Origin of the sequence: Pseudonocardia sulfidoxydans NBRC 16205 (assembly GCF_007989085.1) — a bacterium.
GTDB lineage: Bacteria > Actinomycetota > Actinomycetes > Mycobacteriales > Pseudonocardiaceae > Pseudonocardia > Pseudonocardia sulfidoxydans.
This window is the reverse complement of record NZ_BJVJ01000025.1, coordinates 47,263-59,922: the sequence shown is the minus strand read 5'-3', so window position 1 is coordinate 59,922 and position 12,660 is coordinate 47,263. Positions and strand designations below refer to the sequence as shown.

At 72.1% G+C, this 12,660-nt stretch carries 8 protein-coding genes; 4 read left to right on the top strand and 4 right to left on the bottom strand.

The genetic code is table 11. The features are described from left to right. Positions 1-43: 43 nt before the first annotated feature. The gene (locus PSU4_RS14280) at positions 44-2,308 is read right to left on the bottom strand and encodes a M28 family peptidase (protein ID WP_246115116.1); all 2,265 of its coding nucleotides are present in this window, start codon (positions 2,306-2,308) and stop codon (positions 44-46) included. 35 nt (positions 2,309-2,343) lie between these two features. Beyond that, positions 2,344-5,430: a DEAD/DEAH box helicase gene (locus PSU4_RS14275; RefSeq protein ID WP_147107869.1), complete on the bottom strand. Its 3,087-nt coding sequence runs from the start codon at positions 5,428-5,430 to the stop codon at positions 2,344-2,346. Positions 5,431-5,657: 227 nt separating this feature from the next. Between PSU4_RS14275 and PSU4_RS14270 the strand changes: the two genes are divergently transcribed. Further along, the gene (locus PSU4_RS14270; RefSeq protein ID WP_186816942.1) at positions 5,658-6,398 is read left to right on the top strand and encodes an alpha/beta fold hydrolase; all 741 of its coding nucleotides are present in this window, start codon (positions 5,658-5,660) and stop codon (positions 6,396-6,398) included. A gap of 10 nt (positions 6,399-6,408) precedes the next feature. Here PSU4_RS14270 and PSU4_RS14265 read toward each other — a convergent pair whose 3' ends face one another. Beyond that, the gene (locus tag PSU4_RS14265) at positions 6,409-6,870 is read right to left on the bottom strand and encodes an SRPBCC domain-containing protein (RefSeq protein ID WP_186816941.1); all 462 of its coding nucleotides are present in this window, start codon (positions 6,868-6,870) and stop codon (positions 6,409-6,411) included. A gap of 352 nt (positions 6,871-7,222) precedes the next feature. Here PSU4_RS14265 and PSU4_RS14260 point away from each other — a divergent pair, with 352 nt between their 5' ends. Both PSU4_RS14260 and PSU4_RS14255 read left to right on the top strand, forming a co-directional pair. Continuing rightward, positions 7,223-8,407, top strand: coding sequence for a hypothetical protein (locus PSU4_RS14260; RefSeq protein WP_147107862.1), 1,185 nt, complete (start codon positions 7,223-7,225; stop codon positions 8,405-8,407). 202 nt (positions 8,408-8,609) lie between these two features. After that, entirely contained in the window at positions 8,610-9,587 is a 978-nt protein-coding gene (locus PSU4_RS14255; RefSeq protein WP_147107860.1) for an aldo/keto reductase, read from the top strand. On the opposite strand, the gene PSU4_RS14250 is transcribed toward PSU4_RS14255, so the two are convergent. Then, positions 9,577-10,383, bottom strand: a complete 807-nt coding sequence (locus PSU4_RS14250) for an SAM-dependent methyltransferase (protein WP_147107857.1) — start codon at positions 10,381-10,383, stop codon at positions 9,577-9,579. The genes PSU4_RS14255 and PSU4_RS14250 overlap by 11 nt on opposite strands. Before the next feature lie 123 nt (positions 10,384-10,506). On the opposite strand from PSU4_RS14250, the gene PSU4_RS14245 reads away from it, so the two are divergent. Continuing rightward, a complete protein-coding gene (locus PSU4_RS14245; RefSeq protein ID WP_246115113.1) occupies positions 10,507-12,639 on the top strand; it encodes a putative bifunctional diguanylate cyclase/phosphodiesterase in 2,133 nt (710 codons plus the stop codon). The last annotated feature ends 21 nt before the right edge of the window (positions 12,640-12,660 follow it).

The window sequence follows — 12,660 nt, the reverse complement described above, 5'->3', positions numbered from 1 at the left end:
GGCGATAGTCGCTATCGCGACTATCGCCGCTCACGAGCGGCTCTCAGATCCGGGTGGTGCGGGTGACGGCGACCAGCTCGCTCGTGTGGCTGCCCGCGATGCCGACGTCCGGCGGGCGCGGGGTGAACCCCGGCAGCTCCGACAGGCCGTCGCTGCCGTCGAGGACACTCAGGTCCACCGGTCCCGGGCCTGCCAGCTCCAGCGCCAGCTCGACCCCCTCGGCGGGCGGGGCATGGAAGATCAGGTCGAGACGACCGTCCCGGACGTCGATCGGCGCCCCCGCCGCCGTGGCCCTCTCCACGGCCGGGCCGTTGCCCGTCTGCACGGCGAGCAACCGGACCGGGCGCTGCGCCACGATCCGCACCGTCACCGTCCGCCCCGCCCCCGCCACGACGTCGGACACCACGTCCACCCGCGCCGGCGGCAGCGCAGCGACCGGCGCCGGGCCTGCCCAGAAGAACCCCGACATGCCCAGCAGCTCCGGCACCAGCTGCCGCCGGTCGACGTAGCCGGCCGTCCACGGGTCCGGATGTTCCTGCTCGGTGACCCAGCGGGCCTGCCCGGTGTCGGCGTCCAGGGAGTACATCAGCTGCGCCGGAACGGGATCCGCCGGCGTGAAGCGGTCGGCCGACAGCCCCACCGCCCCGAGCACGACCGCCGCCACCAGCGCCACCGGCCCCGGCCACCACGCCCGCCTCCCCCACACCGGGTCGATCAGCGGCAGCAGCACCGGGGTGAGCAGGACCAGCACGAACGCCGGGACCGCCGCCACCGGCATCCCCAGCGCCGGGAAGAACAGCACCGCCGTCGGCACCAGGACCACCACCCCGACGAACGCCGCCACCACCGCGGCGGCGATCCCGATCCCCGTGCGCCCCACCGCGACCGCCACCAGCGTGCACACCGCGCCCGCCAACGCCGGCACCGCCGCCAGGTACGAGCCACCCGGCGCGAACGACGCCAGCACGACGCCCAGCGCCGCGAGCCACGCCAGCCCGCCCACCACCAGCGCCACCGCGCCGACCGCCTTGCGCAGCAACGCGAACCAGATCAGCACCACCGCCGCGACGAGCACCACCAGCGCCCACCGGTACCAGGTCGGGTCCCACACGTCGCGCACGCTCGCGTACTCGGGCCGGATCGCCACCAGCAGCTGCCAGCCACCCTGCGCCAGCAGCGGCGCCCCCACCAGCGGCACGACCGCGAGGACCAGCCCACCCAGCATCCGCGGCACGCTCGCCGCCCGCCGCCACCGCGCGACGACCGCCAGCGCCACCACCGCGACCGCCGCCAGGACCGCCAACGGCCACACCGCCGACTCCGGGTAGTGCACCAACACGTCCAGCACCGGGAAGTACGTCGCGTCCTGCGCCGCCGCCAACACCCGCACGTCCTCGTCACCGAACGCCCGAGCCAGCGCCACCGCCGAGTCCAGGTGCGCCTGCAGACTGCCCCGGTCCATCCGGTCCGGGGTGTCCTCCGGCGAGTGATAGGCCGCCGACCCGTCGATGTAGGCCGAGTTCAGCCCCGTGAACCGGCCGGCGTCGCGGAATGGGCTGAAGTCCGTGTCGTTCGGCAGGATCCGGTAGACCTCGACGGCGAAGCTCGTCGCCACCGGGTGCCCCACCGCACCCGCGTACACGTCGACCAGGTTCCGGTTCCCGCGCGTCGTCTCGAACATGATCACCGGCCCACCGGTGCCCCGCGCCTCGACGTTGAGCACCACACCGCCCTGCGCCGCAAGGGGATCCGAGGCCACGAACGCCTCCGCCCCGCACAGGCACGCCTCCTCGGCGTCGGTGAACAGCAACACCACGTCGTTGCGCATCGGCGTCGCCCGCAGCACCCGGGCCGACTCCAGCAACGTCGACACCCCCGCGCCGTCGTCGTTCGCGCCGGGGCCGACCTGCACCGAGTCGTAGTGGGCCACCAGGAACACCCGGCCACGCTCGGCCTCGCGCGCGGTCCCCGGGATCGTCGCGACGACGTTGCGCACCCGGGCGGCCTGCCTGCCATTGACACCCACCGCGTCCTGCACCCGCGTCTCGACGCCGAAGCCGCGCAAGGTGTCGAGAATGTAGGTCCGCACCTCGTCGTTGGCCGCGGACCCGGCAACGTGCGTGCGCGCCCCGATCCGCTCCACGTGCGCGAACGCCGCAGCCGCTGACGGCTCGTCGGCCGGGACATCGGTCCTCGGCGACGGCGGCGACACCGACAGCACGGCCACCACCGCCACCGCGGCGACGATCAGCCAGGCCGCGGCGACCGCGAGTGGACGGGGCGGCGGGGTGATCGTCGGCGACCGCACGCCCGCAGTCTGCCCGAGTGTCCGTTGCCCGTGCGTCAGGACGCGGCGACGCCTGCGATTCGGAACGTCTCGGCCGGCATGGCCCGGCGCAACCGCCAGGTGATCGCGATCGGCTTCTCGCCCTGGTGGCTCTCGATGTCGACCTGCCCCAGGCAGAGGAACGGTGCGCCGTCGCCGAGATCGTCCGACGGGGTGTCGCGGGTGAACAGCACGACATGGGTGCCACGCTCGCGGTGGTTGAGGTAGCGCTGCCCGGTTTCGGACTGGGTCGACGTCGCGTTCTGCGACTCCCAGTGGAACACCTCGGGGCTCACCGCGAAGTCCCGGTACATCGTTGTCGGTGAGAAGTCGCGCTCGGTCTTGCGCAGGTTCACGAGCAACACGTCCGTGGACTGCTCGGGAGCCCAGGCCACCCCTGTGGCATGGCCGTAGGCCTTGCGCTCCATGCTGGCCCAGTCGAGAGCGGCAAGGATCTCTTCTCGACGGTAGTGCGCGTGGCTCATCAGCGGGATGTGCGTGAGCCCCTCCCCCAGCGACTTGGGCAGGTGCCGTGCCGTGTCAAGGGTGTGCGCGACGAGCTCGCCGATCTCCGCGCACACCGCGGGGTGCCGGCGCAGGTGCGCGAGGCCCTGCTCGTAGCTGGTGAACCCGTTGCGCTTGGGCCAGAGCTGGAAGAACAACATGCGGGCCAGGCGCTGCTCCCGCTCGGTCAGGTCCCCGTAGCTGGGGCCTGCGGGGGCGGCCAGCTGCGCATAGACCAGCGCGCGCTCCGGATCGTCGACGTGGCTGAGGTTGGACATCCGCCGCAGCAACACCTCCTCGTCGGGGCCGCCGGTGAGGGTCGACAGGCCTGCGTCGCGCCGTAGCGCAGTCCACGAGCCCTTGCCCCGGTAGATGTCGGCCAGCTCTCGGTCAGCGTCGCGCAGGTACCCGGCGAGCGGCAGATCGCCGTGCGAACGGACGTCGGCGATCAGGTCCTTGCGCGTGAACTTCAGCTGCCGGCGGACGTTGTCCAGCACGATCTTCTGCGCGACCCGGTCGAGGACCAGCGCTGATCCGGACGGCAGGAACGGGAACGACTGCTCGATGTCGTCGGCCAGGCCGCGACGGCTGGAGCCCGTCAACGCCCGGTAGCGGACGTCGAACCGGAACTCGCGGCGCTGCTGGCCGATGAAGTCGAGCGCGGTCAGGACGGCCTTGTCGGGTGCGCGGCGCAGGCCACGGCCCAGCTGCTGCAGGAAGATCGTCGCGCTCTGCGTTGGGCGCAGCATGAGGATCGTGTCGACCTGCGGCAGGTCGAGACCCTCGTTGAACAGGTCGACGGTGAACAGGCAGTTCACCTCGCGCGCGCTGAGCTGGCGCAGCGCCGCGGCCCGGTCGGCAGGTGACGTGCCGCCGGTCACCGCGAGGCTAGGGATGCCAGCCTTGGTGAACACCGTCGCCATGTACTCCGCGTGGGCGATCGACACGCAGAAGCCCAAGGCGCGCATGGCCAGCACGTCGGTGACCTTGTCGCGCGTCTCCCGGACGACCTTCGCCGCGCGGGCGTCGTTGCCGGTGTAGACGGCGTCGAGCGCCGCGGTGTCGTAGCCACCCTTCTTCCACTGCACACCGGTGAGGTCGACGTCGTCGGCGATGCCGAAGTAGTGGAACGGGACCAGCAGGTCGTCGGCGAGCGCGTCCCACAGCCGCAGCTCGGCGGCGCTGCGACCCTCGAACTGGTCGCGGACGTCGGTGCCGTCGGCGCGCTCCGGCGTCGCGGTCAGGCCGAGCAGCTCGCGGGGTGTCAGGTGGTCGAGCAGGCGCCGGTAGCTCGCTGCCTCGGCGTGGTGGAACTCGTCGACCACGACGACGTCGAAGTGGTCAGCCGGGACGTTGTCGACGCCGTAGGCCGCGAGCCCCTGGATGCTGGCGAAGACGTGGTTCCAGCGTTCGGGGCGCTGCCCGCCGACGTAGAGCTCGCCGAACGACCCGTCAGCGAGGACGGCGCGGTAGGTCCGCCGGGACTGGTCGAGGATCTCCTTGCGGTGCGCGACGAACAACAGCCGGGCGCGCGGGAGGGTCTGGCGCAGCCGCGCATAGTCGAGCGCTGCGACGACTGTCTTGCCTGTTCCGGTCGCGGCGACCACGAGGTTGCGGTGGCGGCCGTGGACTTCCCGCTCGGTGTCGAGGGCTTCGAGGATCTGGGCCTGATGCGGCAGCGGCCGCACCTCGAGCCCGGTGAGCAGCTGGTCGGCGGACGGCACCCGGGCCCGCCCAAGAGCGTCGGAGAGCCGGGCGACGTCGTCGGGATTGTGGGGGTCGTACGGGACGAAGTTCGGGTCGGCCCAGTAGGTGTCGAAGGTGCTGGTGAACTTGCGGATCAGGTCGGGCGTCGCCACCGACGACAGCCGCACGTTCCACTCCAGGCCTTCAACCAGGGCCGACTTCGACAGGTTGCTGCTGCCGACGAACGCGGTGTCAAAGCCCGTGTCGCGTCGGAAGAGCCAGGCCTTGGCGTGCAGCCGGGTGGTCGCCGACGCATAGTTGATCTTTACCTCGGCGCCGAAGCGGGTCACGAGCTCATCGACGGCCCGCTGCTCCGTCGCGCCCATGTACGTCGTCGTGATGACGCGCAACGGCACACCACGCTCGTTCAGCACGGCAAGCTCGTCCCGCAGCAGCCGCAGGCCCGGCCAGCGAATGAAGGCGCACAACAGGTTCACGGCGTCGGCCGAGACCAGCTCGGACTTCAGCTCGGCCGACAGCGACGGCTCGCCGGGCGTGTTGGTCATCAGCGCCGCCGCCGACAGCGACGTCTTCGGCCGGATCAGCCGGTGCACGCCCGGCGCGATCTTGCGGCTGAGAACAGCGAGGTACTGAATCGCCTCACCGAGATCGTCTCCAGGTGCGGGGAGGCGCGCGAGCAGATCGTTGGTCAGCTCAATGCGGCGCTTCGGATCAGGCTCGGATTCGAGAACCCGTTGGAATGCGGCGGCCACGTGCCGTGCGAGCACCTGTGGCTGGTCGGCAACCTCGACCGGGAGGAAGTGCGGGTCGAGATCAGGAAGGGCGGCGAGGACTGCGTCGAGTCCGGCGGTGCGCAACTGCTCGTAGACGCCCTCGGGGAGCGGCTGCGTCACGGGGTGATCGCCATCGGCCGGCTCATGACGCGACTCCTGACCGTCGATCGTTCGGGCGCGATACGTCACCATACCTATCGGCGAGCTCTCAGCTGATACGAGCCGCGCCCTGTCGGACGGCTCGCCGAGATGCACCTGAGCGTCGCGCCGAGCAAGATCAACCGCAGCCATGTGCATCGGCGGCTGTCCGCCGCGCCGTGGACGCGGGCCGGCGCTACCGTCGACGCGTGCCGATCCTCGACATCGAGGGCCTCCCGACCTATTTCGAGGCCACCGGCGACGGCCCCGCGCTGGTGCTGCTGCACGGCGGGATCGTCGCGTCGGACTCGTGGGGTCCGTGGCCCGAGCTGCTGGCGGCGGGCGGGTACACGGTGCTCACCCCCGACCGGCGGGGCCACGGCGGGACACCGGACGTCGAGGGGCCGATCACCTACGACGCGATGGCCGACGACACGGTGGGGTTCCTGCGTGCGGCGGTGGGCGGGCCGGCGCACCTGGTGGGGTGGAGCGACGGGGCGGTGGTGGCGGCGTTGGTGTCGATGCGGGCGCCGGAGCTGGTGGCGCGGCAGGTCCTGATCGGGCAGTACTACTCGCCCGACGGGGTCGCGCGGCCCGGGTTCCTGGCCTCGCTCGAGGCGTTGCGCGACGGGCCGTTGGACCACCTGCGCAGCTCCCACGCGTCGCCGGACGGGCCGGGGCACTTCCGGGTCGTCGTCGGCAAGCTGCTCGACCTGTTCGCCCGGGAGCCGGACGTCGACCTGCGCCGCTTCGCCGGGGTCACCGCGCCGACGCTGATCCTGCAGGGCGACCGCGACGAGGCGACCGTCCCGCACGGGCGCGCCGTCGCCGCCATACTGCCCGCGGGCCGGTTCGCGGTGCTGCCCGGCACGCACTCCCTGCCGTTGGAGGCTCCGGAGCTGGTCAGCGCGCTGGTGCTGGAGTTCCTGTCGGGAGCGCTGGACGGCTGAGCGGCCGGGTTCAGGTCTGGGCGGCCCAGCCGGCCTCGCAGGCGACGACGAAGTGCGTCGTGATCGACACCCATGCGGCGCCGACGCGGGCCCGTCGCGGCGTGCCGGCGGGGCCGAGCCGGTCCAGGCCGGCCTGTTCGAGCCGGATCCGGGTGCCGGCGTCGTCGGCGGCGAACCCGATGTCGACCTCGGACGTCTCGTCGCGGTCGATGAACAGCCGCAGCCGCAGCCCGAGCCGCGTGGGCGGTGCCCAGGTCGCGACCTCGCCCCAGTCGTAGGTGGTGGCGTCGTGGGTGGTCTCGACGACGCGGCCGCCGACCGCGGGCGCCATGGTGATCGACGCCGGGTCGCCGCTGATCGTGTGCGACTGCGGCCACCACGTCGCGATGCGGGTCGTCCACACCTCGAAGGCGTGCGCGGGTGGCGCGGCGACGTGGAACTCGACGACGAGCGGCTCGGACGTCGTGGTCACAGTGGGCCTCCCGGCGCCGTTGCGGCGGCCCCCGGCTCGGGAGCCGGGCACGCGTGACCCCACACCGTACGGAACAACCGGCGCCTCGCGAATCCGCTGTTCGTGACCGTTTCTGCCGCGGTGTCCGGGTAGCTGTGGCGGGTCGTCGCGTCGTCTGTTCAGCGGCTGGGGTGTGCCCTACCCTCGGCGTCGGGAAACGCCCCGAGGGTGTAGGGACCTCTCGATCGTCCCGGGTGGGCGCGACCGCGCACGATGTCGCAGTAACAGAGAACAACGGTTCAGCGAGACGCAGTCGCAGTCGCACCATGACGGCCACCGGCCCCACGCCGGCGGCGCGAGAGGACGAGCACGGATGGACGCCACCCCCCAGCAGCCTCGCAAGGACGCGGCCGTCGCGGAGGCCAGGGCGATCATCGAGCTCTGCATCCAGGGGTCGGAGGCCAACGACCGCGACGACCTGATCCGCAAGCTCACCACCGTCCGCACGGCGCTGGCCCGCCACCCCGGCCCGGCGACGGTCCGCGACGCCGCGTCGGAGTGCATCCGCGCGCTCGAGTCGCTGAAGATCGACCTGCGGACCCGGCGCACCACGCTGGCCGACCCGGGCCGCGCCGCCCGGCTGCGCGCCGAGCTCGACCGGGCCCGCAACCACTTCGAGGACTTCCAGACCCGCTCGCGGGAGTGGCCGCAGCTGCTCGGCGAGGGGTTCTCGGCGATGAGCTCCGACGCCGAGTTCGCGCTGCGCACCCGGGCCCGGCAGGTCATCGCCGAGGCCGAGGAGTCGATCGAGGCCAACGACCCGAAGAAGAACGGCGAGGCTTTCGACGGGTGGTTGCGGCACCGGCTCGCCGTCGAGGCCGACGACGTGTACTCGCTGCTGCTCGAGCGCAGCAGGCGTGTGGCGGCGCAGCTCGGTGAGCAGCTCGACGCCCCGCCGCCGAGCATCGAGTCGGTTCCCGTCGTCGCGCCCGACCGGCTCGTCGGGGAGCTTCAGGCGCGCCAGTCGTCCGGGGGCGGCAACACGCCCGCCGGCACCCGCATGCTCGGCATCCTGATGCCCACCTACGGCGGCATCATGATGGCGATCGTATTGTCGCGGTTCCTCGGCCTGAACATGCCGGGCTGGGTCATCGCGGTGTGCGCGGTGGTCGGCGCCGCCGGTCTCGGTGGTGCGGCGCTGTCGGGTGAGCGCAAACGCCAGCTCGACCGTCGCCGTGGCGACGCGAAGTCCACGCTGCGCGGGATGATCGACGAGTACCAGCTCGCGATGAGCAAGCAGATCCGCGACGCCACGCGGCTGCTGCAGGGCGATCTGCGCAAGGCCGCGACGACCGTCGTCAACACCCGGGCGTCGGAGTTCACCGACCAGCTCGACGCGGCCCGCGAGGCCGCGGACACCGCGCGCAACGCGTCGGCCGATCTGTCCGACATCTCCGACGACCTGGAGTCGGTCGCGGAGCTGCAGGCCCGCGCGCGCCGGTTGATCGACACCCCGCCGGAGGGTCGCAGCGAGCGGATCCTCAAGACCGTCTCCTGACGACGACCAGCAGCCGCCGAGATGCACCTGGCCGCGGTCGATGCCGCGGGACGCGTGGGTGTGCATCGCGGCGAGCCGTCCGGCAGGACGCGGCAGGCCGACCCGCGCCCGAGGTCACAGGACAACCGGCACGGACCGGGTGGCCTGCCGGGCGGCGCGGGTGCAGGCTCGGGGTGATCACCTCCGAACGGGAAGGAACCCGATGCGGTACGTGAAACTGGGATCGACGGGACTCGATGTCTCGCCGGTCTGCGTGGGCTGCATGAGCTTCGGCATCCCCGGCCGCGGCAACCACGAGTGGACCCTCGACGAGGACGCCTCCCGCCCCCTGATCAAAGCTGCGCTGGACGCGGGCGTGAACTTCTTCGACACCGCCAACGTCTACTCCGACGGCACCAGCGAGGAGATCGTCGGGCGCGCGCTGGCCGACATGGCCGACCGCGACGAGATCGTGCTGGCCACCAAGGTGAACGGGCGCATGCGGCCCGGCCCCAACGGCAGCGGCCTGTCGCGCAAGGCGATCATGACCGAGATCGACCACAGCTTGCGCCGGCTCGGCACCGACTACGTCGACCTCTACCAGATCCACCGCTACGACCCGGACGTCCCGCTGGAGGAGACGCTCGAGGCGCTGCACGACGTCGTCCGCGCGGGCAAGGCCCGCTACATCGGGGCGTCGTCGATGTGGGCGTGGCAGTTCGCCCGCGCCCTCTACCTCTCCGACGCCAACGGCTGGACCCGGTTCTCGACGATGCAGAACCACTACAACCTCCTCTACCGCGAGGAGGAGCGCGAGATGCTGCCGCTGTGCGAGGCGGAGGGCGTCGGCGTCATCCCGTGGAGCCCGCTGGCGCGCGGGCGGCTGACCCGGCCGTGGGACAGCGAGAGCGCGCGCAGCCGCACCGACAACTTCGGCAAGACCCTCTACAAGGACTCCGACGCCGAGATCGTCGCCCGCGTCGAGGAGGTCGCGCAGGCGCGCGGCATCCCGATGGCGCAGGTCGGACTGGCCTGGATGCTGGGCAAGCCCGCCGTCTCGGCACCGATCGTCGGCGCCACGAAGCTGCAGCACCTGCAGGACGCGATCGCGGCCGTCGACGTCACCCTCTCCGACGACGAGGTCGAGCGCCTGGAGCAGCCCTACGTCCCGCATGCCGTCGCCGGGTTCCTCACCTCTTGACCGCCAGCCCGGCGAGCGCCCCGAACCGTTCGGGGCGCTCGCCGTCGGCCAACGGGACGTCGGGGTGCCACAACGGCAGGTGCACCAGCCCCGGTTCGACGAGGTCCCAGCCGTCGAACTGGGCCAGCAGCTCGGCCCGGGACCGCAGGAAGATCGGTGTGCCGGTGCGCGACGACAGCTTCTGCGCCTCGATGACCTCCGGCGGCTGGTCCTCGTGGGTCACGTTGACCAGCGCGAGCATGCTGCCGGCGGGCACCGACTCGCGCAGCCGGGCGACGATCCCGGCGGGGTCGTCGGCGTCGGGGACGAAGTGCAGGACGCCGAGGACGAGCACGGCGATGGGGCGGTCGAAGTCGAGCAGCTCCCGCACGTCGGGATCGGCGACGATCGACTCGACGTCGCGCGCGTCGGCCTGGACGACGACGGTCCCTGGGTTCCCGTCGAGGATCGCCCGGCTGTGTGACACCGCGATCGGGTCGACGTCGACGTACACGACGCGACACGACGGGTCGGCCTTCTGCGCGACCTCGTGGACGTTGCCGACCGTCGGGATGCCCGACCCGATGTCGAGGAACTGCGTGATCCCGTCGTCGAGGATGCGGCGCACCACCCGGCGCAGGAACGACCGGTTGGCGCGCATGGTGTCGCCGATGTCCGGGGTCATCGACGCGATCATCCCGGCGAGCTCGCGGTCGACGGCGAAGTTGTGCGCACCGCCGAGGAAGTAGTCGTAGACCCTGGCCCCGCTCGGCCGGTCGAGATCGATGTCCTTCGGTGCCCACGACGGCCGGCTCATGTTCCCCCACTCTCCACGTACTGCGTGCGGTCCGGCACGCTGCGCGACGAGAGTAGGCCGAACTTGTCACCCGACGGAATGACACAGCCGGGTCCGATCGCCGTGTCGCCGTATGCTCCCCCGGTGATCGGCGGGGACCGGGCCACGCCGTGGCCGCCGTCCCCGGCACCGGACGTCGATGATCTGGTGTCGGCGTGGACGGCGGATCTCGCGCGCGCGGTGTACCGCCCGATGAGCAGTGTGGAGCTCCGCAGGTTCGTGCGCTGGGCGGCGCTGCGCCTGGCCGCGGCCACCGCCGCGGAGCCCGTCGACACCCGCACGGCCCGATCGGTCGGCGCCTCACTCGTCGACAACGACCTCCTCGACGGTGAGGCTCTCCCGCTGACCGTCTCCGCCCTCTGCACGCACCTGCCGGACGTCGCCGCGGGCCTGGGCGTGACCCGCAACGTCACCGCGGCCCGCGCCGTCATGTCCGCCGTGGTGTCCGGCTACGTCGGCCGCATGCGCGACCGCATCCTCAGCGAGCAGGAGACGGTGCGCCAGGCCGAGGTCACCGCCCGTAAACAGACCCAGGACGCGTTGCTGTCGAGCGAGGCCCGCTTCCGCGCCATCTTCGAGAACTCCGGCGTCGGCATCGGCATCGCCGACATGACGGGCCGCATCGTCGACGTCAACGAGGCGTTCGCGTCGATGCTCGGCTACACCGTCGAGGAGTTCCTGCACATCAACGTGTCCGACTTCGTCCACCCCGACGACGTCCAGGGCATGTGGGAGCTCTACGCGGACATCATCGCGGGCAACCGCGAGTCGGTGCGCATCGAGAAGAGCTACCGGCACCGCGACGGATCCTCGGTGCTGACCGACCTGACGGCGTCGCTGATCCGCAGCCCCGACGGGGCACCGCTCTACACCGTCGCCATGGCCGAGGACGCCCGCACGCGCCGGGAGATGCAGGACCGGCTGCGCCACCAGGCCACGCACGACCCGCTGACGGGCCTGCCCAACCGCACGATGGTCAACGACCGGCTCGCCGAGCTGTTCGCCCGGCCGAACGGCCGCATCGGCGTCTGCTATCTCGACGTCGACAACTTCAAGGTCGTCAACGACCGGCTCGGCCACGACGTCGGCGACAAGCTCCTCCTCGCGCTGTCGGGCCGGCTGCACTCGTCCGTCTCCGGGCGCGGACACATGGTGGGGCGCATGGGTGGCGACGAGTTCGTCATCCTCGTCGAGGACCCGCCCGAGGGGGAGGTCGCCGACCTCGCCGACAGCGTCCTCGCCGCCCTCGCCCCACCCTTCGACGTCGACGAGCACCGCCTCGTCGTCAGCGCCAGCATCGGCGTCGTCGAGGCCTCCGTCGCCGGCACCACCCCCGCCGACGTCCTCAAGTCCGCCGACGTGACCCTCTACTGGGCCAAGGCGGACGGCCGCAACCGGTGGGCCCGCTACGACCCGGAACGCGCCGCGGGCGACATGACCCGCTACACCCTCTCCGCGACGCTGGCGGCCGGGATCGAGCGCGAGGAGTTCGAGGTCGAGTACCAGCCGATCGTGCGGCTGTCCGACAGCGGCGTCGTCGGCGTCGAGGCCCTCGTGCGGTGGAACCATCCGACGCTGGGCCGGCTCGGCCCCGACCGGTTCATCGAGGTCGCCGAGGAGACGGGCGCGATCGTCCCGCTCGGCCGCCATGTCCTGCGCGAGGCGTGTGCCCGCGCCGCCGAGTGGAACGCCGCCCACCCGGGGGCCGACCTGTTCGTCAGCGTCAACCTCGCCGTCCGCCAGGCCCACGACCCGGCCCTGGTGTCCGACGTGGCCGACGTTCTCGCCGAGACCGGCCTGCCCGCCCGCCTGCTGCAGCTGGAGCTGACCGAGAGCGCGCTGCTGGGCCCCGCCGGCCGGCCCGTCGACGCCATCTCCGCCCTTGCCGGGCTGGGCATCCACATCGCCGTCGACGACTTCGGCACCGGCTACTCCAACCTGGGCTACCTACCCCGGCTGCCGCTGCACTCCCTCAAGCTGGCCGGCGTCCTCGTCGAGGGTCTGCGCGGGCCCGCGGCGGGCGCCGGCCGGATCGTCACCAGTCTCATCGCGCTCGCGCACTCGTTGGGGCTCACCGTGACCGGTGAGGGCGTCGAGACGACGGCCCAGGCGGCCCAGTTGCGCGCCGCGCGCTGCGACCTCGCCCAGGGCTGGCTCTACGCCCGCTCGGCGCCCTGGAACAAGGTCGTCGCCGAGCTGGACCGCCTGCGTCCCTGACGGATCGCCGAAGTCCTCGGC